General features: G+C 29.9%; 23 protein-coding genes. 6 read left to right on the top strand and 17 right to left on the bottom strand.

What is annotated here, in order from left to right:
• From HGPB_RS09120 to srtB, 4 genes are all read right to left on the bottom strand, one after another.
• On the bottom strand, positions 1–163 hold a 163-nt coding region (locus HGPB_RS09120), incomplete at its 3' end, for a helix-turn-helix domain-containing protein (RefSeq protein ID WP_019132702.1).
• Positions 164–246: 83 nt separating this feature from the next.
• Complete coding sequence (locus HGPB_RS05465; protein ID WP_019132703.1) at positions 247–960, bottom strand: hypothetical protein; 714 nt, start codon at positions 958–960, stop codon at positions 247–249.
• Between the two features lie 10 nt (positions 961–970).
• Positions 971–1690, bottom strand: coding sequence for a DUF5058 family protein (locus tag HGPB_RS05470; RefSeq protein ID WP_019132704.1), 720 nt, complete (start codon positions 1688–1690; stop codon positions 971–973).
• Positions 1691–1859: 169 nt separating this feature from the next.
• Positions 1860–2633 carry a class B sortase gene (gene srtB, locus HGPB_RS05475; protein ID WP_019132705.1) on the bottom strand — a complete coding sequence of 258 codons (774 nt, stop codon included), beginning with the start codon at positions 2631–2633 and terminating at the stop codon, positions 1860–1862.
• A 194-nt stretch (positions 2634–2827) separates the two neighbouring features.
• On the opposite strand from srtB, the gene HGPB_RS05480 reads away from it, so the two are divergent.
• Complete coding sequence (locus HGPB_RS05480; RefSeq protein WP_019132706.1) at positions 2828–4195, top strand: MATE family efflux transporter; 1368 nt, start codon at positions 2828–2830, stop codon at positions 4193–4195.
• Positions 4196–4277: 82 nt separating this feature from the next.
• Here the strand turns inward: HGPB_RS05480 and HGPB_RS05485 are convergent, their stop codons facing one another.
• Positions 4278–4913, bottom strand: coding sequence for a zinc ribbon domain-containing protein (locus HGPB_RS05485; protein ID WP_019132707.1), 636 nt, complete (start codon positions 4911–4913; stop codon positions 4278–4280).
• Positions 4914–5129: 216 nt separating this feature from the next.
• On the opposite strand from HGPB_RS05485, the gene HGPB_RS05490 reads away from it, so the two are divergent.
• Genes HGPB_RS05490 through HGPB_RS08860 form a run of 3 tightly spaced genes read left to right on the top strand, consistent with a single transcriptional unit; the run spans position 5130 to position 6728 of the window.
• A complete protein-coding gene (locus HGPB_RS05490; protein ID WP_019132708.1) occupies positions 5130–5456 on the top strand; it encodes a zinc-ribbon domain-containing protein in 327 nt (108 codons plus the stop codon).
• On the top strand, positions 5401–6186 hold the full coding sequence (locus HGPB_RS05495) for an SH3 domain-containing protein (protein WP_019132709.1): 786 nt from the start codon (positions 5401–5403) through the stop codon (positions 6184–6186). The genes HGPB_RS05490 and HGPB_RS05495 overlap by 56 nt, the downstream gene beginning before the upstream one ends.
• Positions 6187–6200: 14 nt before the next feature.
• A complete protein-coding gene (locus HGPB_RS08860) occupies positions 6201–6728 on the top strand; it encodes a copper amine oxidase N-terminal domain-containing protein (RefSeq protein ID WP_019132710.1) in 528 nt (175 codons plus the stop codon).
• Between the two features lie 145 nt (positions 6729–6873).
• On the opposite strand, the gene HGPB_RS05505 is transcribed toward HGPB_RS08860, so the two are convergent.
• A complete protein-coding gene (locus HGPB_RS05505; protein WP_019132711.1) occupies positions 6874–8436 on the bottom strand; it encodes a BCCT family transporter in 1563 nt (520 codons plus the stop codon).
• A gap of 236 nt (positions 8437–8672) precedes the next feature.
• On the opposite strand from HGPB_RS05505, the gene HGPB_RS05510 reads away from it, so the two are divergent.
• Positions 8673–9533 (top strand): PPK2 family polyphosphate kinase, encoded by an 861-nt coding sequence (locus tag HGPB_RS05510; protein ID WP_019132712.1) that lies wholly within the window; start codon positions 8673–8675, stop codon positions 9531–9533.
• A gap of 40 nt (positions 9534–9573) precedes the next feature.
• On the opposite strand, the gene HGPB_RS05515 is transcribed toward HGPB_RS05510, so the two are convergent.
• From HGPB_RS05515 to HGPB_RS05525, 3 genes are read right to left on the bottom strand one after another with little or no spacing between them, the layout of a single operon-like run.
• Positions 9574–10332, bottom strand: coding sequence for a hypothetical protein (locus HGPB_RS05515; protein WP_019132713.1), 759 nt, complete (start codon positions 10330–10332; stop codon positions 9574–9576).
• Positions 10332–11018 carry an ABC transporter ATP-binding protein gene (locus HGPB_RS05520; protein ID WP_019132714.1) on the bottom strand — a complete coding sequence of 229 codons (687 nt, stop codon included), beginning with the start codon at positions 11016–11018 and terminating at the stop codon, positions 10332–10334. Before HGPB_RS05520 ends, HGPB_RS05515 begins: the two co-directional genes overlap by 1 nt.
• Positions 11011–11376, bottom strand: coding sequence for a GntR family transcriptional regulator (locus tag HGPB_RS05525; protein ID WP_019132715.1), 366 nt, complete (start codon positions 11374–11376; stop codon positions 11011–11013). The genes HGPB_RS05520 and HGPB_RS05525 overlap by 8 nt, the downstream gene beginning before the upstream one ends.
• A gap of 265 nt (positions 11377–11641) precedes the next feature.
• Between HGPB_RS05525 and HGPB_RS05530 the strand changes: the two genes are divergently transcribed.
• Positions 11642–12697, top strand: a complete 1056-nt coding sequence (locus HGPB_RS05530) for a CaiB/BaiF CoA transferase family protein (protein ID WP_019132716.1) — start codon at positions 11642–11644, stop codon at positions 12695–12697.
• A 68-nt stretch (positions 12698–12765) separates the two neighbouring features.
• Here the strand turns inward: HGPB_RS05530 and HGPB_RS05535 are convergent, their stop codons facing one another.
• The 8 genes from HGPB_RS05535 to HGPB_RS08630 form a co-directional block, all read right to left on the bottom strand.
• The gene (locus tag HGPB_RS05535; RefSeq protein WP_019132717.1) at positions 12766–13860 is read right to left on the bottom strand and encodes a glycerol dehydrogenase; all 1095 of its coding nucleotides are present in this window, start codon (positions 13858–13860) and stop codon (positions 12766–12768) included.
• Between the two features lie 172 nt (positions 13861–14032).
• Complete coding sequence (locus HGPB_RS05540; protein ID WP_019132718.1) at positions 14033–16456, bottom strand: methyl-accepting chemotaxis protein; 2424 nt, start codon at positions 16454–16456, stop codon at positions 14033–14035.
• Between the two features lie 12 nt (positions 16457–16468).
• Positions 16469–18523 carry an efflux RND transporter permease subunit gene (locus HGPB_RS05545; protein ID WP_019132719.1) on the bottom strand — a complete coding sequence of 685 codons (2055 nt, stop codon included), beginning with the start codon at positions 18521–18523 and terminating at the stop codon, positions 16469–16471.
• Positions 18524–18532: 9 nt separating this feature from the next.
• Positions 18533–19120, bottom strand: coding sequence for a TetR/AcrR family transcriptional regulator (locus HGPB_RS05550; RefSeq protein ID WP_019132720.1), 588 nt, complete (start codon positions 19118–19120; stop codon positions 18533–18535).
• Between the two features lie 528 nt (positions 19121–19648).
• Positions 19649–20080 carry a hypothetical protein gene (locus HGPB_RS05555; protein ID WP_019132722.1) on the bottom strand — a complete coding sequence of 144 codons (432 nt, stop codon included), beginning with the start codon at positions 20078–20080 and terminating at the stop codon, positions 19649–19651.
• 12 nt (positions 20081–20092) lie between these two features.
• Entirely contained in the window at positions 20093–20524 is a 432-nt protein-coding gene (locus tag HGPB_RS05560) for a MarR family winged helix-turn-helix transcriptional regulator (protein ID WP_019132723.1), read from the bottom strand.
• A 506-nt stretch (positions 20525–21030) separates the two neighbouring features.
• Positions 21031–22272: an FprA family A-type flavoprotein gene (locus tag HGPB_RS05565; protein ID WP_019132724.1), complete on the bottom strand. Its 1242-nt coding sequence runs from the start codon at positions 22270–22272 to the stop codon at positions 21031–21033.
• 13 nt (positions 22273–22285) lie between these two features.
• On the bottom strand, positions 22286–24217 hold the full coding sequence (locus HGPB_RS08630) for an acyl-CoA dehydrogenase family protein (protein WP_019132725.1): 1932 nt from the start codon (positions 24215–24217) through the stop codon (positions 22286–22288).
• Positions 24218–24355 lie beyond the last annotated feature (138 nt).

Below are 24355 nucleotides of genomic sequence, written 5' to 3' on the forward strand. Positions count from 1 at the left end.
TTTCGAGTCCTTCACAGCCTTGTGTTTTGTAAGCATTAACCCAAGTTCTAACAATATATTTATCTGGGATAGAGTATTTTTTTGCTAATTCTTTGTAGCCTATATTTCCTCCAAGATACTCTTTTACTATGTTCACCTTAAATTCTGTTTTGTATTTTGTCATTAAAAAACTGACCTCCTTCAGTTGGTTTTTAAGTCCAACTTTTGGGGGTCAGTTCATTAAACTAGGGATCTTTTATAAAGATTTTATTTTTTATCTTCTATTTTTTCTAATTTTAAAATACCTGCCTTATAAAGACCAACTGCAACTAAAATTGAAACTACTAACATAATTAGCATAGCATATCCTTCTTTTCCAGAAAGAGGCATTACAAAATATATAAAAGCAAAAACTAAAATTAAATCAATTATAGCAACAAGAGGTTTTCTATTTGCCTTATATGATCCAGCTTTTTTCCCCATAAAAGCACTAATACCCATTGAGCCATAAAGAGCTGGTAAAATATATTTTATTCCTGTTAAAACAGCTTCTTTTTCTAAAACAGGTTTTAAAGGAACAAGAAGAATTAAACCAATGGCAACTATAACCATAGTTACCATACCTGAAACTGTAACAGCTATCATACCAATAACATCTGCTTTTTCAGTTCCTGGGCTTGCCTTTGCAGTAGAAAGAGCACTCAAGTAGCAAGGAAACTTAATATTCATAACATTTCCAAGAATTGAATTTAAATAACAAGTTGTTCCTGCAATTGGTATCATAGTTAATTGTTCAGCAATTACAGTTGGAACATAAAGTGCAAGCAGTGTTCCTGCAACAGATGAAACCAAGGAAAAACTAGGCATACAATCAAAATATAAACAAGCAATAAGAGGTATACCAAGCATAATTGCCATGGCTATTAAAGTTGCAATTATTCCATATCTATAAGTTCTTTCCATATATGTAGATAATCTCATATTCTACCTCCTAATTTAAAATTCCAGTAAATATTACTGCACAAACCATTCCTATAATCAAGGCAAAACTCATTACAAAATCATTTAGCCAATTGATTTCATATTTTTGTGCAATTTTTAAAAATACAAGTGTAACTATAGCACTTACAATTAAAGTTAAAGCATGTATCTTTGATGTTGTAAATTGAACTGCAACAAAAACACTCATCATACCAACAACTAAAACAGATAGAGCAAGATCAACTATTGGAGTATCTTTATCTCCTGCCTTAACAACACTTGTGTGCATTTTCTTTAAGGCAAAAATATTAAATAACATTCCACCCATAATAGCTATACTCATTACAAATAAAATTGCTCCTGCAGTTTCCATGCTTCCATTATTTATAAAATCTTGCAAGTCTGCAAAATTTGCACCTTTTACAGCAAGGTCTGCTGCCATAAGTTCATAAGGCAAAGATCCTACTACAGAAAGTCTAAACCAAGGCCATGGAACACCCAAAATAGGAACAAGTGATATCAGTCCGATAATAATTGAAATTGATGGAACTATAGAAAAAATAAGAGAACTTCTTATTACAGCCTTTACTTCATCCTTAGTAATACCCATCTCTAAGGCTCTTTTCTTAGCCCTTATAAAGAAAAATATACACATGCAAAAAATAATAGCAAGTCCAATAAAGACTAATATGTATAATAATTTACTATTTAATAATGTCATTACATTCATAATAAACCCCCTTAATGAATTATTTAAATATTATTTTATAATTACCCTTTAAGATCCTTATTAAGCTTAAAATTTACTCTGAAATATTTTTTATCCTTTAAACTATCTAATAAAAAACAAGCTAGTAATTTTACTAACTTGTTTTCAAATAAATTTAATTTTTTAAAGCTTATTTTACTTCCACAGCATGAATAGCTAACCTATCATCTTCATCAGAGCAAGTTGAAAGAGTAAGAATTGATAAATCATCAGTCTTTTCTATTGTCTTTGAAAGTTTATTTGCTTCATTAATCCTAGCTAAAAAATTATCTAGAGCTTCCCCTTCATAAAAAGGCTTTCTATAATCCGTGTAGGCAGAAGTTGAATAAACTGCATATATTTCATAAATCTTTCTCTCATTTAAAGTATCAACTATTATATAAGGCTGATCATTTACAACATTTTCATCATTATATTTAACTAGATCATGAAATACATGTCCTGACCTAACATTATGTCCATAAAGTACAGTATTTAAATCAGAAAAATCAATCGAGTTTCTGTAGTCCATAAATATTGCCCCAAAAACATGGTATTCATTTTTATAGTTATGATCTAGGTAAAAATCATTGTCTTTTCCTTGAACAATTGGAAAATCTATATCAGTTCCTTCAATAATAATTCTCCCTATTACATTTTTATAAGAATCTTTTAAAGATTTTACAATATTTGGATCATAAAGACTTCTATAATAAGCAACTTTTTCTTCATTAGAAAGTTCTTTCTTAGAATTTTCATCTTTTTCCTCACTCTTTGTAGCAGATGCTTGGACCATTTCTTTATAATCGGCATTATCTTTTTCAAAATCTCTGTTAGATTTATAATAATCAAAAATTTTATATCCTGAAAAGATAATACAAATAACTAAGACTATCTCTATTATTTTTATTATTTTTCCCTTCACTAATCTATTCCTCCTAAAAATTTTAAAATCTTTTTAGATTATTAAGCTTAAATAATCTCACAGATTATAGCTTTTTATTTTAGATATCTTATAAATTATATCATTTTTAATAAGATACTTGAAATTTATAAATATATAATTAAAAATCTATGATATCCTATATTATATCTTTTAATTATATGTATGGTGATTTTATGACAAAAAATAATAACCCAATGGGAAATAAAAAAATTAAATCTCTTTTATTTTCTCTAGCTATTCCTGCCATGATTGCCAATGTTGTCAATGCTCTTTACAATATTGTCGATCAAATTTTTATTGGTCAAGGAATTGGCTATCTTGGAAATGCTGCGACTAGTGTTGCTTTTCCTATAACGACCATCTGCCTTTGCATTGGTCTTGTTACTGGACTTGGAGCTAGTTTTAATTTTAATTTAGATTTAGGTAGGAAAAATCCTCATAGAGCTCAAAAAATAACTGGAACTGCCGTTACAACTCTTATAATATCTGGTTTTATATTGATGATCTTGGTTAGGTTGTTTTTAAAAGATATAATGATTTTTTTTGGAGCTACTAAACAAACTCTTGCCTATTCTATGGAATACGCTGGTATCACTTCTTTTGGCTTGCCATTTTTCCTCTTTACCACTGGTTTTAATCCAATTGTAAGGGCTGATGGAGCATCAAAGTATTCTATGTTTACAATATTAATTGGTGCAATTTTAAATATAATACTTGATCCAATTTTTATCTTTATTTTTGATATGGGAATGGCAGGGGCAGCATGGGCAACGGTTATTAGTCAGATTGTTTCTGCTCTTTTTCTTGCAAATTACTTTAGAATTTTTAAAAATGTTAAGTTTGAAAAAGAAGATTTTATACCAAAATTTTGGGCTATAAAAAGTATAGTTGCTCTTGGTTTTACTTCCTTAATTTTTCAATTATCTACCCTAGTTATTCAAATTTCTATGAATAACCTACTGAGATTTTACGGAGCCTCTTCAATTTATGGATCAGACATACCAATAGCAATTGTGGGAATTGTTATGAAAGTAAATATTTTATTTGTATCTTTGGTTCTAGGAATTGTTCAAGGAGCTCAACCAATCATTGGTTTTAATTATGGGGCCAAAAAATTTCACCGAGTTAGAGAAACTATTAAAGTATCACTTATTTTTTCCACAAGTATATCTTTAGTAATATTTATCATTTTTCAAGCTTTCCCTAGACAAATTATTTCACTATTTGGTTCTGCTAGTGAACTTTATTTTGACTACGGAGCAAGATTTATGAGATTTTATCTTGCCTTTGTATTTTTAAATGGTATATCAATTTGCATTACTACAATGTTTCCAGCAATGGGAAAGGCTAGAAAGGGAGCCCTATTATCTTTAATAAAGCAAGTAATTTCGCTCTTGCCTCTTCTTTATATTTTGCCTTTATTTTTTGGCTTAGATGGAATTATGTATGCAACGCCTATTGCTGATCTAATTTCTTTTATTTGTGCCGTTTTTATGCTCTCTAGAGAACTAAAAATTATGCCAAAAGAAGATTTATCTTAAAATAATTAAAAAAGATCCTATACTAGACTTTTATTATCTAGCCATAGGATCCATTTTTTTCATTAGTAATTTTTCTTATCATTTAATCTTTAAAAGAATTTACAAAATCATCCAATTCTTTTTTTCTGTCTGTTTTTGAAAAGTCTAAAGTTAAAAGTTTTTCTAGGCTGATTAGATTTTTCTCATAGGAATATGCAAGGAAATTTTTATAAGCAATAAAATAATTTTCATCCTTTAAGGAAAAAGGCATATCTTTAAATATTATCCTATATAAAACCAAGGCCTTATCTTTTTTGTCAAGTTCAAAATAAGAATTGGCAAGATAAATTCTATCTTCTTTATTTAATTTGTCTTCCTCATAAAGTTCAACAATCTCTTCATATTTTTCAGCTTGATAAAGTTCTTTTAGCTTATTACTAGATGATAGATAAAAGTAAGAAAGTATTCCAAGAAGAATAATAAAAGCTAGACTAGCAAAAATAATTATCTTTTTCTTACTGGTCTTTTCTTTTTTCTCTTCAAAATCATCTTTTACATGTGTATTTTTCTCTTCTAGACTATCTTGGTCTTTTGCTATATATTCTGATTTGTCAATTTTTTTATCATTTTCTAAATTTTGATTAAAGTCATCTTTATTTTCTAGTCCTATCGGCTTGCCACAAACTTCACAAAACTTTGCATTTTCAATGTTTTCTTTGCCGCAAAATTTACACTTCATAAATTTTACTCCTTTTATAAAAATATTCCAAAAAAAGTATAACATAAATAGCTTAATTAAAATGTATTGTTTATTCTATTAGATTTTATATCTTTTCATTTTAAACATTTTACTATTGTAATTGAACAGGCCTTATTTAATCTATATAATTAATGTAAACGATATCTCTTGGGTATCTATCTATTAGAAAATTAAATTATTTATAAAGGAGTAGTTATGAGATGTGAAAATTGTGGTTTTGAAAATAAAGATTCTGCAAGATTTTGTGAAAAGTGTGGATCATCTTTGTCAAAACCTTTTATAAATTCAAATAATAACAATAATACAGAAGCTTATAGAAACTCAAATACATATAATTCAAATAATTACGATAATTATTCTTATAAGAATCAAAATGCTAAACCAAATATATCATCCAATAAAAAAATAATAATTATCGCATCAATAGTCCTTCTTGGCCTAGTAATTTTATTAGGCTATTACACCCATGTCAGCCAAAAAAAACAGCCAAGTTCAAGAACTCTTATCATCTCTAGAAGCTGAAAAAATAGATAAAAATTATAAGAAAATGGTTGAAATTAACCAAGAATTATATAGCTTAACAAAAGATGAAAAATATAAAAATGAAATAGCAAGAATTAATAAATTAAAAAATGAAGAAGATAGCATCAGTAAAGTAAAAGATTTGATAAAAGAAGGAAGCTTTATAGAAGCTGAAAAAACTTTAATGAATCTTGAAAATAATAAAAATATAAACGCTGATGAACTTGAACTTTTAAGAATATCTTTTAAAGAAGCTTTAAAATCTAAAATTGATTCAAACAGTGCAGTCTATGATTATGATTCATCAATTAATTTATTAGAAAATCTATTGAGTGTAAATCCAGATAGCGAACTTTTTAACGACCTTCTATATTCAATAAATTCTGCAAAAACAAACCACATGCAAGCAATTGAAGAAGCAGAAAAACAACAGGCTGAGGAAGAAGAAAGACAAAAACGAGCTGAACAAGAAGAAAAAGAAAGACAAGCTGCAAAAAATAAATCCTACAATCAAAGCACAGGACTTAATGGAAATTATTTGTACGTAACAGCCTTAAAAGCAAATGTAAGATCTGGCCCAGGTCAATCATATCCACTACTTTATAGCCTTGGTAAGGGCACAGAAGTTTATGTCTATGATTCTACTGTAAATGATAAAGGCATAATTTGGATAAATATTGGCGATGGATGGTCATCTTATAAAAACTTTAACGGCGATTTATATTATTAAAAGGAGGTGTCAAAATGAAAATCAAAAAAACTTTTTTAGCTCTTATGCTTAGCTTTGTTTTATTTGGAATATTTTCCCCAGTTCAAGCAAGTGAAAACATAAAAATCCGTGTCAACAATCAATTTATTTCTTCAGATGTCGCTCCATTTATCCAAAATGGAAGAACTATGGTTCCTATCAGAGTAATCTCTGAATCACTTGGATATGATGTTGATTGGGACCAAGCAAGTCAATCAATCTTTATATCTTCTGAAGATAGTGATGGATTTGCTCTATCAGTTGTTATGTTATTAATAGGAGAATACCAATGTGTTTGGTTTGATCCAGATTCTATAAATAGAGCTTCTCTTTTATATCAAGCTGGTTACATAAATGAAGATGAAATGTTTTATGCTGGTACTGAAAATTCAGAAATTATAGGGTTAGATGCTCCACCAGTAATTATAAATAATAGAACTTTTGTCCCACTAAGAGCTATAGCTGAATTATTTGGCTACAACGTAAGCTGGGACCCAATAAATAGAATTGTTGATATTAAATAATATTAATTTTTAAACTAGAAAAGACCTTTCAATAAGAAAGGTCCTTTTTTATCAGAAATTTCATTTTTATATTTATCAAAGCATGAAAAAACCAGTCCCAATAATGAGACTGGTAATTTTCTTTAGATAATTTTTTAATCAAATTTTATTCTTCATATGATTTAAATGGGTGGTCTTTTTCTGGCAATCTTTCTGGTGTGATTTTTAATCCCATCTCTGTTTTTTCGTGGTTTAATTCTTTTAATAGTGAAGCCATAATCAATATTGTTACAAAGGAAAATGGCAAGGCAACTATTATCAAAGTGTTTTGAAGCGCCATTAATCCTCCTGAAAATAATAGTGCCACTGCTATTACTGCAAGCAATATTCCCCATATTAATTTTTTTCTATTTGATGGTAGCAAGTTTCCATCTTCTGACAGCATTGCTAAAACGTAGGTTGCTGAGTCTGCTGAAGTTATAAAAAATGTCGTTACCAATATTATTGCAATCAAGGAAAGAAGCATTCCACCCTTGTAGTGGGAAAATGTTGCAAATAAAACTTCTTCTGTTGCAAATTTTGTAAGATCAACCCCTGAATTTTGAAGGCTGGTTGAAAGTGTTCCAAAACTTGAAAACCATAAAAAGCTAAGTAGTGTTGGAATTAATAAAACTACTGTTAAAAATTCTCTTATTGTTCTTCCTCTTGATATTCTTGCTATAAATACTCCAACAAATGGAGACCAAGATATCCACCAAGCCCAATAAAATATAGTCCAAGAGTTTATCCATTCTCTTTTTGTTCCATCAAAGGCAGCTGATCTAAAACTCATCCTAAAAAAGTTTTGTAGATAAGTTCCTATTGATTCTGTCAAATTATCAAAAATTCTTACACTTGGTCCAATTACTATTGTTATTGCCAAAAGTCCAATCGCCAGTATTAAATTAATATTAGAAAGAATTTTTACTCCCTTTCCAATTCCTGATAAGGCAGACATCATAAAAAGACCGGTTGTTATAATTATAATGATTGTCTGAACAAATATATTATTTGGTATTCCAAATAAATAATTTAATCCTCCATTTATTTGTGCAGCACCAAATCCAAGAGTTGTAGCAACCCCAATTACTGTTGCAACTATTGTTATAGTATCAATTATATTTGCAACAGCTTTATTTTCGTATTTTCCTAATAGCGGTTTTAGGGTAACTGATAATAGATAATTTTCTTGCTTTCTAAAACCAAAATAGGCTAATGCAAGTCCTATCAAGGCATACACTGCCCAGGCATGGATTCCCCAGTGGAAAAATGTAAATCTAAAAGCATCTGCTAGAGCTTCTTGGCTTCCTGCTGGTGCATTTGGTGTGAGCACTGCAAAGTGGCTCAATGGTTCTGATGCTCCGTAAAATACAAGTCCAATCCCCATACCAGCAGAAAACATCATTGCTATCCAAGATTTAGTATCATGATCTGGTTTTGAATTCGGATCTCCAAGTGTAATTTGTCCTATTGGACTAACTATTAAAAATATACAAAATATAAGTATACCTGTTACTAGTAAAAGATAAAACCAACCAAAGTTAGTTGTTATTTTATCGCAAAGTAACCCCGTAAATTTTTGAAAGGGTTCTGGTATTAAAATTCCTAACAAAACAAGAACGGATAATAGTCCCAAAGATAAGAAATAAACAAAGTTGTCTTTTAAAATTTTTATAGAATTTCTTTTCATTGTTTCTAATCCTCCTTATGTCTATAATCAATATGATTATTAACTGTTCTATAAATAATTTATTTATGACTTACCCTATAACTATATATAAAAAAAGACCAACTTGTCAAAAATCACCTGATAGTTTATTTTATATGACTAGATTTAGTCGCCTATTTACTAAGCTGTTGTTGATGATTAATTTTGCTAATTACTATTTTTATATAATTTATTACTTAAACAAGAAAGGAAGTATTATGAATAAAGATAATTTTAAAATAACTGGTCAAAAAATCGATATCAAAGATTTGGATCAAAAAATAATTCCAGATAAAGAAGATGCCGCCGCTAAAAAAGAATTATATGACGAGCTTGTTCCTGAATTAAGAGAACTTCACGAGAAACTTTTTGCTGAAGGAAAATATGGTGTTTTAGTTGTTCTTCAAGCTATTGATGCTGCTGGAAAAGATGAGATAATTCAATATATTTTCTCAAATTTAAAACCGCAAGGTCTTAAAAATACATCTTACGGAAAACCAACCGATGAAGAAGAAAGCCACGACTATTTATGGAGAATGTACAAAGGCCTTCCAAAAAGAGGCGAGCTTGCAATTTTAAATAGGTCATACTATGAAGATATTATTTCTCCTAAAATTTATGATACTTTGGGGAATTTGCCGGAAGAAATACGAAATGATCCAGATCTTTGGAAAAAGAGATATGAACATATCAATAATTTTGAAAAATATTTGACTGAAAATGGATTTTCTGTAGTTAAATTTTATTTCCATGTATCTAAAGATGAGCAAAGGAAAAGACTTTTAGAAAGACTCGAAGATCCTAAGCAAAATAATGAATTTTCTTTTTCTGACTTAGATGACAGGAAAAATTGGGATAAATATCAAGAAGCTTTTGAAGAAATGTTAAATAACACTTCAACAGAAATTGCACCTTGGTATGTTCTTCCTGCTGATAATCCTTGGTATTCTAGAAAGATAGCAACTCTTGCTTTAATAGAAACAATCAAAAAAATCAATCCAAGCTATCCTACTTTTTCAGAAGAAGAACAAAAAAAGGCAGACAAAGTGATAGATCAACTAAAAAATAAAGAGATATAAAAAAGCCTGACTAAGTCAGGCTATTATTATCTATAAAATATTAATTTACTGATGTCCTATGCTTTACTTCCAAACTTGTAAGTGTCAATAATATAGCACTTGCAATAATTCCAACTAAACTTAGCATTCCCCCATTAACAAGATTTATATTATTTGTAGAAAATAAAGAATAATCAATTCTTGATAAGAATGATAGTAGAAAAATATTTAATATAGAAAGACCTATATAAACTAAAACCGGTCCAGCAAATCCAATTCTTCTAAGTGATTTTTCAGATCCTAAACTTATTGAGAAAATAAATTTACTTGCTACATAAAAAGCTACTACGACAAATAAAAGTAGAACTATGCCGATCATATCCATGCCCACACCATTCATTGCATCAATTATATCCTCTGAAATTTCTTTTAAATCAGAAATACTTGCTCCTTCAGCAGTTGCCGCAACTCCAAGAAAAGTAAATAGTCCCAAGCCATAAATTATAGAATAAACTAAAAAAGTTATAAGATAATAGAATAATCTTGAAAAAGTTTTTCCTGCTGGACTAACTGGTATAGATTGATAAAACATGGCAGTTTTTCCATAAAACATATTGTAATCATCTAAAATAATCACAATTCCTGCTGCACAGTAAATTATAGATAGGCAAAGAAAACTTAGACCAAAAACTACTGATTCTCCGTCTGGACTTATTGTATATGATAAAAATCCCAAAAGTGCAAATATAAAGGGTGCTAATAGTAAAAAATAATTTTTTGAAAAATGTCTTTTTAATTGGTGCCCTAATAATTTTCCCATCAAAATACCTCCGTAAAATATTCTTCTATTCCCATATTATTTTCTGACCTAATTTCATCTACTGTTTTATTTAAGTAAATTTTACCTTCTGATAAGAATAAAACTCTATCAAGTAAAGGCTCAATTTGTGAAATCAAATGAGTTGAAATTATAAGGAGAGAATCTTCTTCAAAATTATTTAAAATAATATTTATAATTGCCTTTCTCGCTGAAGGGTCAACTCCAGATATTGGCTCATCCAATAAATAAATTCCTGTCTTTCTTGATAAACTAAGGGCGATTTGAAGTTTTTCTCTCATACCCTTGCTCATTTCGCTTACTTTAGAGTCTTCTGGAAGTTTAAATTCATTAAATAATTTATAAAATTTATCTTCATCAAAATCTTCAAAAAATTTCTTATAAGTTTTAACCACTTCTCTTACAGAAAGTTTTTCATCAAGAGTGAATTTATCTGCCTGGTAAGAAATTTCTTTGTAAGTATTATAGTCTGGTTTTTTCCCGTCTATTAAAATCTCTCCCATATAAGTTTTTTCAAGTCCTGCTAAAATTCTTAAAAGAGTTGATTTTCCCGTTCCATTTGGTCCAACTAGGCCAACAATTTGTCCTGAATCAAGTTCTAAATCTAAATTATCTAAAACTTTTTTTCTGTAGCTCATATTTAAATTTTTTATTGAAATTTTACTCATCTTCTTCCCTCCAATACTCGTCTAAAACTTTTATAGCCTCTTCTTTTTCTATATCTAATTTTTTAGCCAAATCAATTAATTCATCGCATGATTTATAAAAAGCAGATTTTCCAATTTCTTTGATTAATTTTTTATCATCTGTTACAAATCTGCCGCTGGTCCTATTTGATTTTGCAAGTCCTTCTCTTTCTAATTCCTGCAAGGCTCTTTGAACAGTGTTTGGATTTACCATATAGCTTTCTGCTAAATTTCTAACTGTATCCATTTTTTCTCCACTTTTCCATTGACCACTAGAAATCTTTAATTTAAATTCTTCCAAGAGTTGTATATATATTGGCCTGTTATTATCAAATTCCAAAATAAAACTCCTCTCTGTATTATTGTATCAATTCCTTAATACAATAATAATTATATACAATTATTTTAAAATTACAAGTATTTTTATATATTTTCTATTATTTCCTTAAAATAATTTTTTCTATTTAATATAAATAATTACTCAAAACTAGGTTTGTCAAGCTAGTTTCCTAGCTGTCATAAGCTTTTAATGATAAAATATTTATAATAAAAAAACAATTTTAATTAAATAAATTTTTTCGTTTAAATATAATAAGGAGGAAACTATGAAATTATTGAGCGACCTAAAAATTTTAGACTTCACTACCCTACTTCCTGGTCCATATGCAACTTGGCTATTAGCCGAAATGGGTGCAGAAGTTTTAAAAATATCTGCTCCTAATAAAACTGATATGGTTTTGGAATTGGGACCAAAAACTAAAAGTGGAGTTACTGCAAACAGGGCCTGGTTAAACCACAATAAGCGTGAATGTTTTATTGATTTAAAATCTGAGGATGGAAAAGATCAGCTTAGAAATTTAATTAAAAATGAAGGTTATAACTGCATAATAGAACAATTTAGACCTGGTGTTATGGATAAACTCGGCTTTGGGTATGAAGATGTAAAAGCTATTTCAAAAGATATTATTTATTTAAGTTTAACTGGCTACGGTCAAACTGGTCCCTACAAGGATAAGGCTGGCCACGATATAAATTATCTTGCACTTTCTGGAATTATGAGTTATTCGGGAAGAAATGACCAAGGTCCAGTTTTGTATGGTATGCAAATAGCAGATATTGTTTCTGCACAAAATGCAGTTATAGGAATACTTGCAGCCCACAACAAAAGAAATTTAAGCGGAAAAGCTTCTTACATAGATGTTTCAATCCTAGATAGCATAATTCCTTTTAACGCCATGTCTGGTGTTGGAACAATGATGGATAAAATAAATCCTAAAAGAGAAAATGAATGGTTAAATGGTGGGTCTTTATATGATTTTTATAAAACCAAGGACGAAAAATATATAAGTCTTGGTTGCCTTGAAGGAAAATTTTTTAAAAACTTCTGCCAAGTTATGGGACATGAAGATTGGATAGAAGCTGGTTGTGTATGCAAAGATTTTTCAGAAAAGAAAGAAATTTTAAGAGAAGAATTTAAAACTAGGACTAGGGATGAATGGGTGAAAATATTTTCTGGAAAAGATGCCTGCCTTGAACCAGTTCTAACTGCAAAAGAGGCCTTGCTAGAAAGTGAAAATTCTAAAATTAGAGAATCTGTAAAAACAATTACAATCGAAGGCGAAGAAGTTCAAGTTTATGGAAATCCAATAAAATTTAAATAATAAAAAATGCTATTTTAGTCTTTTTAACTAAGATAGCATTTTTAATTATTTCCATAAATTTATTTATATTATTTTCCTAAAATTGCTCTTCCCATTGCATCAGTTGCAATAATTGCAGCATAAAGTTCATCAGGTGTAACATCTCCAGCTAGGTTGTGGATCGTTTCTCCTTCTGCACAGGCATTTTCTGAAATTATTCTTATTTCTTCATCTTCAGTTACTCCAAGTTCTTCTAGAGTTACAGGAAGACCTACTTCTAGACAAAAATCTTGAACATCATCAAATTCATCTTGTTCAACACCTTCTAAAACTAATTGTACTAGAGTACCAAAAGCTACACAGTTTCCGTGAGGAGCCTTGTGTCCGCCTAGAGAAGTTAATCCATTGTAGAAAGAGTGGGCTGCAGCACAGTTTACATTATCTGCACCAACACCTGACATATAAGTATTAGCTTCAATAATTGCATCTAAAGCAGGTGTTACAACATTATTTTCACATGCTACTATGGCTTGTGATCCATATGCTCTTAAAGTTTCATAACATAATTTAGCAATTGCTAAACCTGTACGAGTTATACCAGTTCCTTCCAAGCTAGGAGATTCTGTTCTAATTGATGCTCTACCTTCGAAATATGTTCCTAGAGCATCACCCATGCCAGCAATTAAGAATTTTACTGGCGCATTTGCTATAACTTGGCTATCAACTAAAACTGCATCTGGATTAGTTGGGTAGAATAAATATGTGTTAAAGCTTCCGTCATCATTATAAATTACTGAAAGTCCTGTACAAGGAGCATCAGTTGCCACTACTGTTGGTATTACTACAATATTTTTGCCACAATAATAAGCTGTAGCCTTTGCAGTGTCTACTGCAGATCCACCACCAACAGCTACTACTGTATCAATATTATCTTTTTCAACTATTTTTTTCATCTTTTCTATTTCGCCCTTACTAGAAATACCACCAAATACTTCATAGCGTCTAAAATCATCAGCTGATCCAAAAGATTCTTCTATTTTATCATGGCATGCTTTATAGCCACTGTTTGAACATATAAATAACCATCTTTTTCCCATATATTCCATTTCTTCGTGGAATTTTAATAAGGCGTTTTTACCTTGAACATACTTTCTTGGTTCACGCATAGCTCTTAATAATTTCATATTACATTCCCCCATTTATTAAATTTTAATATTATACCGTATTAATATACCCAAAAATTATTTAATAAACAAAATAATTTAAATTTTTTATTAACTTCATATTCATATAAAATAAAAACTGCTAGCAGAAATAATCTTCCACTAGCAGTTTATTAATAATTATTTTAGACTTTTATTTTATTTTTTCTATAATTCTAAACTTAGTATCAAATCCTTCGCTTGTTCCTGTGAAAGAAGAATCTTGATTTGAAAGTTCTAACATAGTATCTACAATTTCTTTAAATTCTGGTAATTCTTCTGTTTTCTTATCTAGCTCATCTATACCTTTTTGTTTAAATTCCATTAATTTTTCTGAGAATTTTCTCATATTTTCATCAATTAAATTTCCACCGTCTTTTAATTCCATTGCTCCAGAATTTAAGTCCATGATTCCATCATCTAGTTTTTTAATTCCATCTCTCATTGGGTCTACGCCTTCAGTTTTTAATCTTGGAAAATCGTTAAACATTTTTGATTTATCGCGGAATTCTAAAAGTCCATCTGTAAGTTCATTTGATCCTGAATTTAATTTTTCTGAATTTGAATCAAGTTCTTGTATAGCAGATGTAAATAAGTTTACTGCTTCTTCACTTTCTTCTGTACCGTCTCTAAGTTTTGATGATCCATCTTTTAGTTTTGTAGCTGCATCATCAAGTTTTACAAGAGATTCTGATAATTTAAGGAGTTGTGATGTATCCATTTTTGATGCTGCTTCTGCCATTGCTTTTCCAAGTTGTGAATCTATTTCTTTTGCTCCACTAGAAAGCTCTTCAGTTCCTGCTTGTAATTTTTGAAGTCCATCTGGAAGTTGACTCATTCCAGCATTTAATTCATTTGAACTTGAGGCTAATTGATTCATTCCGCCTTTTAATTCTTTTAGGCCTTGAAGCTGAGAAGACATTCCATTTAAACCACTAAGTGCTTGAAGATCTTTTCCAACTTTTTGTGCTGATGTTCCAATACTTTGTGCATTTGCTCCAATATTTTGTGCAGAACCAGCTAGCATTGAAATAGCTTGTCCAACTTGTCCTGTTGGATCTTCTACTCCTTGTAAAATACCTATCGCTCCTTGAATGTCTCCCACTGAGCCACCAATAGCCCCAGCATTTGCTCCAATACTTTGAAGATCTTCTTTTACATCTATATTTCCTATGTTAGACATATCAGGAACTTGCATAGCTTGTACTTTAGAATTTAGCATTTGGAAGTTTTGATTAAATTTTTCTTCTCCTGCTGCAAGCTTGTTTGCACTTTCAACTGCCTTGCTTGCTCCAGCATTTACCTTATCTGCTCCAGCAGAAAGTTTGCCTATTCCTGCTTTTAACTCAGCAAGTTTTTTAATTGCTTCTTCTTTTAGCTTATCAACTTCACTTAATTTGCTTGATCCTTCTCTTAGTTTGACTGTTGCATCTTTTAATTTTCCGATTCCATTATCTAATTCAACAGACCCATCATGAAGTTTTTTAGCTCCATCTTTCATTTCTCCAGTCTTATCATTCATCTTTCCAACTGCAGAAGTGTATTCATTAATTCCTGAATTTAATTTGCTTCCACCTTCATACATATCTTCAGCATATCCTGGAACTGGTTTTACTTTTTCAATAACTTCATCTAGCTTATCTCCAAATTCGCCAGACTTATCATAAAGTTCTTTTGATCCGTCTTTAAGCTTTCCTGTTCCATCTCCCATTTCTCCAAGTCCATCATTTAATTTATGTTGTGCATCAGATAGTTTAGTAGAAGCATCAACTAATTTTTGAGAATTATCTTCAAGCTCTCTAACCCCATCACGAAGCTTGTCAATTGATTCTAAATCGGCTTCATTTTGAAATAATTCATTTGAAATAACTACATAAGCCTCAATTGGTTCATAGTCTTTTATGTCCATTTCAATTACTGCTTGGTTTCTAAAGTCTTCCATTTGTCTATCTTCCAAGATTGTTTCAAAGTTTTCTCTAAGTCCTGGAGTTAAAACTGATGTAACAAGTTCATTTTTTCCATCTTTTGCAACTTTGGCATCATCTGTTTCAATATTTGAAACATTTTCTTGTGGAAATGACATGGCAGCAAGAACAGTAAAAGGTGCGTAAACTTTTGTTTTTTTGCCTCCAATATTTTTTTCCACATATTTATTATTTTCTGCTGATACAATAACTTTTAAGTGGCCTGATTTGCCCTTTAGTTCACTGTTTCTTGTTTTTTTGCCATCAAGATAATAGTCTATATTTACATCTACGGGTATATCCTCTTCACTCTTACCTTGATAGTAAATATCTTTTACATTTTCGTCCCAATTTATATATCCAGATTTATTTTCTACTTTTTCATCTGTTTTTAAATTTTTGATATTTTTTAAATTACTTTTGTCTTTACCTTTTATATTTTCTTCTGAGTTTAGCCAAACTGAAACAGTTTTATCTGTGATGACATCATCTTCTTTTAATACATATACAGTCTCACTTTTATTTATGACACTTGATGCTGCAAATACAGTGTTAGAAAAGATCATTGAAGATAAAACAAGTGTTGTAACAGCTCTTTGAAATTTTTTATTCATCATCATTCTCCTTTAATTTAAACCTTTTGTTGTCTTCTTTATTAGAGGAAAACTAATTGAAATAATGGCAGGTAATAGGATTATTATTACCAACATACTTATAATTGCTCCCCTTGCTAAAAAAGTACAAATTGTCGATACAATTTCCATCTTTGAATATATACCTACACCAATTGTCGCTGCCATAAATGAAAGAGCAGATGTAACAATTGATTTTGAAGTTTCCTTTACAGAAATTTTTAATGCCTCGTCTACATTCTTTGATTCTTTATATTCAAGTAAAAATCTATCAGTCATCAGAATCGAATAATCAATTGTAGAGCCAAGCTGTATTACACCTATTATTATTGAAGTAATAAATGGAATAGTGTGGTTGAGGTAATAAGGAATACCCATATTTATCTGTATTGCAAGCTCTATAGCTGCTATTAATACAAGTGGAATTCCAAATGATTTAAATACAATTGCAATAATTAAAAATACAACTGCAATTGAGATGATATTTACGATTTCAAAATCCCTATCTGAAATAACTGTAAGATCATCGGTTAAAACAGCTTCTCCTGTTAAGTATCCATCTTTGTCATATTTATTTATGACACTCTTCATCTCGCTTACTTGTTTTTTTACTTCAGGCGATGCTGTTTGATATTCAGAATTTGCCATAATCATTTGATAACCATTTTTTGAAAAATTATCTTGAAGTTTCTCTGGCAAAAATTCACTAGGAATAGTAACTCCAGTGACAGAACTTACACTAAGAATTGAATTTATTCCATCAATTCCCTTTAAATCACTAATCAAATTTTCTAGATTTGAATTTGAAAGATCATCTTTAACGACTATAAAATGAGTACTTGCCATATTGTAGTCTTTTTTCATCTTATTAAGTGCTACTATTGAATCTAAATCTTGTGGCAATGACCTATCCAAGTTGTAATAAAGATCTGTATTCATTGATCCATAAATTGCTGGTATGAACAAAAGAATAAAGGTAGCAAAAAGTGCTTTTTTGTGTTTTATAGTAAACTCAGATAGTCTATCAAATTCAGGCAACATTACCTTATGGTTATATTTATTTACTAGCTTCTCAACTACAAGTAACATAGCAGGAAGTACTGTTACTGTTGATATAAGACCTACCAACACTCCTTTACTCATTACAAGACCAATATCTTTTCCAAGTCCAAGCCTCATCGCTATTAAAACAATAAAACCAGCAAAAGTAGTAAGAGATGATGCAAAAAGTGATGAAATGGTTTTTTGAACCGCTATATCCATAGCATCATTTTTATTCTCGCAATACTGCTTTTCTTCGACATACCTATGATACAAAAATATTGAGTAGTCCATGGTTACAGCTAGCTGCAAGACTGCCGCTATAGCCTTTGTAATATAAGATATCTCTCCTAAAAATATATTTGTTCCAAAATTATAAAGGACTGCATATCCAATAGTCAGTATAAATACAAAAGGAACTATTGTAGACTCATTTGTAAGAGATAAAACAATAAGTCCAAGCCCAACAGCAAGTGCTACATAGATTGGAGTTTCTTTATCTATCAAATCTTTAGTATCTTTTACAAGAGATGAAATCCCACTTAAATATTTTTGACTTGATTCAATATTTCGGATCTGGTCTATGGCTGACATAGTCGTAAGCGAAGATGATGACTCGCTAAACTTAACTATCATAAGAGTAGAATTTTCAGCATAGAAAATGTCTTTTATTTCATCTGGTAGGAATTCATTAGGTATCATATCCCCAACAGTTGATGATTTTGAAATGACATCCTCTACCCCATCAATCTCTAATATCTTTTCTCTTAAAACTTCAGCCTCGTGGTCACTTCCTTCAAGAATCAACATACCAGTTGCTGCATTTTTAAAATCTTTATCCAATATTTTTTGCCCTTGAGTAGATTTTAAATCTCCAGGCAAATAAGATAAAATATCATAGTTAACCCCTGTTAATTTGTAAGCTATAAATGACGGAATTAGAAGCAAAGTCATAATAAAAAGTACAAATCTAGGTCTGTGTGAAATAAGTTTTGTAAATCTTTTCATCCTATCACTCTACCTAAATATCCTATCTACAATTTTATATAAAACTGGCTTCATCTCTTCTATTCCAAGAACTGAATCTTCCATAAGTGCAGACTGGCAAGTTGAAAGCACAATACTGATAATAAGTGACAAAATAAAAAGTCGCTCTTGTTCAGATGAAGACTCAGGAAATAAATTCGAATATTTATTTAAAATAAAATGAAGAGTGGTTTCTGCTTCTTTGAACCTATCATCATTTTCTATCTTTGCATAAAGAGCCCAATTTAAATTACTTGAAATTAATTCTAAATCTAAAGTGTTATTAACTAAGTGATCAGTTATATAATCAAAAAAAGAAATAAATCTCTCTCTTGAATTTTCGCCCTCACAATTAGCATCAGCACTATAAAATAATTCCAACATCTTATCCAAAACTATTTTTTCTTCAAGGTCTTTTTTATCCTTAAAATATAAATAAAAAGTACCAAGGCCCAAATCAGTTCTGTTCATAATATCCCTAATAGACGTAGCCTCTATCCCCTTTTTATTAAAAGAAGAAAGAGCAGCTGTCGTTATCTTTTTTTCTTTTTCTTTTTTTCTTTCTTCAGATTTTAACATTTTTCCTCCATTTTTTGAACGTTGTTCATGTTTGCAAGAAATATAATAACTCTTTTCTGAACAAAGTTCAACTATTTTATTTGATTTTTTAAAATTTATCATCACAATAAACTTTTAACAAATTATTTGTTTAAAATATAATTATTAATCTATCTCATATTTATAAATCATCTAATCAAAAAATACCCAACTTACTTTTTACTTGTAAGCTGGGTATTCTTTCTAATCTTAGATTAAGATTTCAACCAATATTAAATATTCTAAATATTTTTCCAAAATCAAATAGTCCTATTTGCTTCTATAAATCCAATTGCAGGATGAAATCCAAAAACATATAAATTATCAAGCAAACAATTAATAGAAAATTCTTTGCATACTTTCTTGCCACTTTTAGCAAAAGCTTTGCTAAATCTTTTAAAAAATATTTTTCCTATATTTTTAACAGACAAAAATTTCTTCAAGATATACAAAATATCAAATATAATTCCAAAAATATTTACTACATTTATTTTTTATTTTTACTAGTAATTAAGCAAACTCTCTTTCTAAAATTTTTTCATATGATACATAGTTTTTAATAAAAATAACTCCTGCAAGTCCTAATGCACAGCCAAGTCCTGTGTAGAAAAAAGCAATAAAGAAATCGGAAACAAGACCAGAAGATCTTAGGGCAATCCCTCCTCCCATCATAAAAGCCATAATCATATAAGCCTTGCAATCAAAAAAATTCCAAAAAGGTCTATATTCTTCATATCTTACTATTCTTTTTGTATGTTTTCTGCTCATCTTAAAAAACATTCTTCCAAACAATAAAAAAATAACAAGACTAAGAATATATAAATACCATTCTGGATCAATTAGCTTATAGGATATAATTCCAAGTCTAGCCACATTAAAACCAGCTATCAACCAAACAATACCAGCGATTAGTAAAAGAGTTCTTTTCTTTACCTTAAACATACTTAACTCCTTTCATTTTTGAATTTTTAAAAGCCTATCAGCATTTTTACAAATTTTATCAAAAACATTTTTAAAAATTTCCATTTCTTCTTCCGTGATTCCTTCAAACATATTTTTCATAAATTCTCCTTGCAGATTTATTCCTTCTTGGGCAATATCTTTTGCCTTGTCTAAAAGAAAAATTTCAAACTGTTTTTTATTATCCTGGCTTTGTTTTCTAGCTATAAGTCCCTTTTCTTCAAGATATTTAAGCGAAATAGAAAGATGAGACTTAGTAACTTTCCTAACTTTCACAATATCAGCAGCAGTATTATAATTCGGATTATTATATAAAAACATCAAAGTATCGTAATCCATCTGCCTTAGTTGATACTTATCGCATAAAGATTTACTTAAAAATTCATAATAAGATGTAATATTTTTATGTTGGTCCCAAAAATACATATTAAAACTCCTTTTTGTTCTATTTAGAACTATAATGCTCCTAAATAATACTTTTGTCAATACAAGATAAATTTAAACATGCTTTTCTAAAGCTAAGATTTAAGAATATAAAACTTATTTATCTATAACCTATATATTATGAAAACTTATTTATATCCTAATAATTCTTTAGAATTTCTAAATCACTTAATTAGTGCTAAAACTTTCATTACTTATTTTTCTAATTTATCAATTCAAAATATCTATATAAATTTTTAATACTTATATTTATGATTTAATAATTTTAAATGTTTATATAAATTTTAATACTTAGCTTTCTAATCTACTAATTTTAAATATATTTTTAATACTTATTTGATACTCATAATTATCTTTAATTTCAAAAATAATTTTTTATATTTATAAATTATTTTTAACACACTTTTCCAAACCTAAATAATAAATCTAAAAAAGGCAACAAAAAACCGACCCCAAAATAAATTGGGATCGGCATAATTAAATAATTATTAGCTATTTAATTTTTCTTGTAGTTCTCTATTTTTCTTCATAGAATCAATTATAGCATCAACAAGTCCGTGCATATCATTTTCGTTAGCCTTGTTAAGTGAACTATTGATTGTAACTCTGTCGTTTAAAACGTCACAAAGTTTTAATTCTTCATCTATGACGTCTTGCATCTTATCACCAACTGTACAAGCCCAAGAACCATTTTCAACGATTGCTATTGTTCTGTTTTGAACATTTAATGCAACCATATCATTTATGAAATCTTTCATATTTGGATAGATTCCTAGGTTGTAAGTTACTGAAGCAAGTACTATATGAGAATATTTAAAAGTATCTGAAATCAATTCAGAAATATCTGTCTTAGATACATCGTGTACTACAACATTTGTCATGCCTTTTTCGCATAGTTGTCCTGCTAAAGCTTCTGCAGCGTATTCTGTATTTCCATACATTGATGCATAAGCAATCATAACGCCTTCTTCTTCAGGAACATAGCTTGACCATTTGTCGTATTTATCGATTAGGTATCCTAAATCAGATCTCCAAACTGGTCCATGTAGTGGACAAATATATTTTATATCTAATGTGCTAGCTTTTTTAAGAACATCTTGAACGAATGGTCCATATTTACCAACTATATTTGTATAGTATCTTCTAGCATCATCAAGCCAGTCTCTATCGAAGTTTACTTCATCATTAAATAATTTTCCATCTAAAGCTCCGAAAGTACCAAAAGCATCTGCTGAGAATAATACTTTATCAGTAGTATCATAGCTTAGGATAACTTCTGGCCAGTGAACCATTGGTGCTTCAACAAAAGCAAAATTATGTTTACCAAATGAGTAAGTGTCTCCTTCTTTTACTATAATTTGTTCATGTTCATCAACTTTATTAAATCCAAATTGTCTCATGAAATCAAAGCCTTGTTCGCTTGAAATAATTTTTACATTTGGATATCTCATTAAAATTTCTTCTAGAGATCCACCATGGTCTGGTTCCATATGATGAACTACTAAATAATCAAGATCTCTATCACCTAGAACATCTTTAACATTTTTTACTAATTCACGTGCTATTGACCAGTCAACTGTATCAAAAAGTACAGTTTTTTCGTCTAATAATAGGTATGAATTGTATGAAACACCTCTTGGTATTGGGAATATATTTTCAAATAATTCTAATCTATGATCATTTCCCCCTACCCAATAGAGGTCGTCAGTAACTTTTCTAACAGTATACATAATTTACCTCCTCTTACTTTCTATCTGCTGGAAAATCTTCTTGGATGAAGTTTTCTTTGTCTTCTTGACATTCAGGACATTGCCAACTATCTGGTAGATTTTCAAAAGTTGTGCCTGGATCAATTTCGCCTTCTATATCTCCTACATTTGGATCATATTCGTATCCACATCCAGGACATACATAAACTCCATAAGTTGGAGCTAATTTTCTAGGTTTAGATCTTCTAACTTTTTTCATTGGAGGTGCTGGTTTCTTTTCGCCAGTTCCTAGAGCTTCTGCTAATAATGGCATAATTTCATGCATATCACCAACAATGCCATAGTCAGCATTCTTAAATATATGAGCTCCAGCATTTGTATTTATAGCAACTATAGTAGATGCATCTTTGATACCCTTTAAGTGTTGAGATGCGCCTGAAATACCACAAGCTATATAAAGGTTACCCTTGAATTTTTGTCCAGACATACCAACATATCTTTCAAGAGGTAGAAGTTTCATATTTTCTGCAACTGGTCTAGAACATCCTAGTGCAGCTCCTGCAGCGTGAGCTAAATTTTTAGCTACTTCTAAGTTTTCTTCTCCTTTAATACCTTTACCAATTGAAACTACTCTTTCAGCATCTACAATTGGAGTATCTATATCAATACCTACTGAAAAATCATATCCATCTTTCTTTAAGCATTCTACTAATTCATCAACTGCTTCTTGTGCAGTATCTGCTTGGATTATATGTCTTTTTCTATCTCCTGTTATAGGTCCTTGCTTTTTTCCAACTACTTGTCTAGCCTTTTTACTTTTTGGCATTTTACCAATTATGTTAGATGCAATTACTACTCTTTGAATTTCATTAGTTCCTTCATAAATAGTAGTTATCTTAGCATCTCTGTAGAATCTTTCTACTTCCATGCCCTTTAAGAATCCATTACCACCGTGGATTTGAAGTGCATCATTAACAACTTCAAGAGCTATATCGGATGCATATTGTTTAGCCATTGCAGCTTCCATACCATAGTTTTCATGATTTTGTTTCATTTCTGCAGCTGAATAAACTAAAAATCTTGCAGCTCTAATTTTTGTTGCCATATCAGCTAATTTAAATGAAATTGCTTGTTGTTGAGCAATTGGTCTACCAAATTGGATTCTTTCTTTTGCATATTTTAAAGCAACTTCATATGCTCCTTGAGCAATACCTAGTGCTTGAGATGCTATACCAATACGACCACCATCAAGTGTTTGCATTGCTATTCTAAATCCTTGTCCTTCTTGGCCAAGTAGGTTTTCTTTAGGAACTTTAACATTGTTAAAGTTTAATTCTGCTGTTGAAGATGATCTAATACCCATCTTGTCATATGGATCTCCGAATGTGAATCCTTCCCATCCTTTTTCAACTATAAATGCTGAAATACCATGAGTTCCAATTCCTGGAGTTGTAACAGCAAATACTACATAAAAATCAGCTTTAGGAGCATTTGTTATGAATATTTTATTACCATTTAAGATATAATAGTCTCCATCAAGTTCAGCTACTGTTTTTGTGCCAGAAGCATCACTACCTGCGTCTGGTTCTGTTAAACCAAATGCACCAATAGCTTTACCTGAAGCAAGCTTAGTTAAATATTTTTCCTTTTGTTTTTCTGTACCAAAAGCTTCAATTGGATAAGATCCTAATGATGTATGTGCAGATAAAATAACACCTGTACCACCATCAATTCTAGATAGCTCTTCTACTGCTATTGCATAAGATAGAACATCTTTTCCAGCTCCGCCATATTCTTTTGGATATGGAAGACCCATCCAACCATTTTCTCCCATCTTTTTAACAATTTCATCAGGGAATTCGTCATTTTGATCTAATTGAAAAGCGATAGGTTTTACTTCTGTTTCAGCAAATTCTCTGACAGCTTTTCTCAGATCTTCATGTTCTTTTTTTGTTTTGTATAACATACTTACCTCCTTAAAACATTTATCAATTAATCAATAATATATGAATTATTATTCTTGACTACAATAAAAATATACCCCTTATCTTAAAAATTATTTATTTAAAATAAAGGGTTTTAATATTATTTGATATTATTTTGT

This window comes from Peptoniphilus obesi ph1 (genome assembly GCF_000311865.1).
Classification (GTDB): domain Bacteria; phylum Bacillota; class Clostridia; order Tissierellales; family Peptoniphilaceae; genus Peptoniphilus_E; species Peptoniphilus_E obesi.

Coding starts and splice junctions, on each gene's coding strand:
- HGPB_RS05465 (WP_019132703.1), bottom strand. CDS start 960: ATGAGATTATCTACATATATGGAAAGAACTTATAGATATGGAATAATT.
- HGPB_RS05470 (WP_019132704.1), bottom strand. CDS start 1,690: ATGAATGTAATGACATTATTAAATAGTAAATTATTATACATATTAGTC.
- HGPB_RS05480 (WP_019132706.1), top strand. CDS start 2,828: ATGACAAAAAATAATAACCCAATGGGAAATAAAAAAATTAAATCTCTT.
- HGPB_RS05485 (WP_019132707.1), bottom strand. CDS start 4,913: ATGAAGTGTAAATTTTGCGGCAAAGAAAACATTGAAAATGCAAAGTTT.
- HGPB_RS05490 (WP_019132708.1), top strand. CDS start 5,130: ATGAGATGTGAAAATTGTGGTTTTGAAAATAAAGATTCTGCAAGATTT.
- HGPB_RS05495 (WP_019132709.1), top strand. CDS start 5,401: ATGTCAGCCAAAAAAAACAGCCAAGTTCAAGAACTCTTATCATCTCTA.
- HGPB_RS08860 (WP_019132710.1), top strand. CDS start 6,201: ATGAAAATCAAAAAAACTTTTTTAGCTCTTATGCTTAGCTTTGTTTTA.
- HGPB_RS05505 (WP_019132711.1), bottom strand. CDS start 8,436: ATGAAAAGAAATTCTATAAAAATTTTAAAAGACAACTTTGTTTATTTC.
- HGPB_RS05510 (WP_019132712.1), top strand. CDS start 8,673: ATGAATAAAGATAATTTTAAAATAACTGGTCAAAAAATCGATATCAAA.
- HGPB_RS05515 (WP_019132713.1), bottom strand. CDS start 10,332: ATGGGAAAATTATTAGGGCACCAATTAAAAAGACATTTTTCAAAAAAT.
- HGPB_RS05520 (WP_019132714.1), bottom strand. CDS start 11,018: ATGAGTAAAATTTCAATAAAAAATTTAAATATGAGCTACAGAAAAAAA.
- HGPB_RS05530 (WP_019132716.1), top strand. CDS start 11,642: ATGAAATTATTGAGCGACCTAAAAATTTTAGACTTCACTACCCTACTT.
- HGPB_RS05535 (WP_019132717.1), bottom strand. CDS start 13,860: ATGAAATTATTAAGAGCTATGCGTGAACCAAGAAAGTATGTTCAAGGT.
- HGPB_RS05540 (WP_019132718.1), bottom strand. CDS start 16,456: ATGAATAAAAAATTTCAAAGAGCTGTTACAACACTTGTTTTATCTTCA.
- HGPB_RS05545 (WP_019132719.1), bottom strand. CDS start 18,523: ATGAAAAGATTTACAAAACTTATTTCACACAGACCTAGATTTGTACTT.
- HGPB_RS05550 (WP_019132720.1), bottom strand. CDS start 19,120: ATGTTAAAATCTGAAGAAAGAAAAAAAGAAAAAGAAAAAAAGATAACG.
- HGPB_RS05555 (WP_019132722.1), bottom strand. CDS start 20,080: ATGTTTAAGGTAAAGAAAAGAACTCTTTTACTAATCGCTGGTATTGTT.
- HGPB_RS05560 (WP_019132723.1), bottom strand. CDS start 20,524: ATGTATTTTTGGGACCAACATAAAAATATTACATCTTATTATGAATTT.
- HGPB_RS05565 (WP_019132724.1), bottom strand. CDS start 22,272: ATGTATACTGTTAGAAAAGTTACTGACGACCTCTATTGGGTAGGGGGA.
- HGPB_RS08630 (WP_019132725.1), bottom strand. CDS start 24,217: ATGTTATACAAAACAAAAAAAGAACATGAAGATCTGAGAAAAGCTGTC.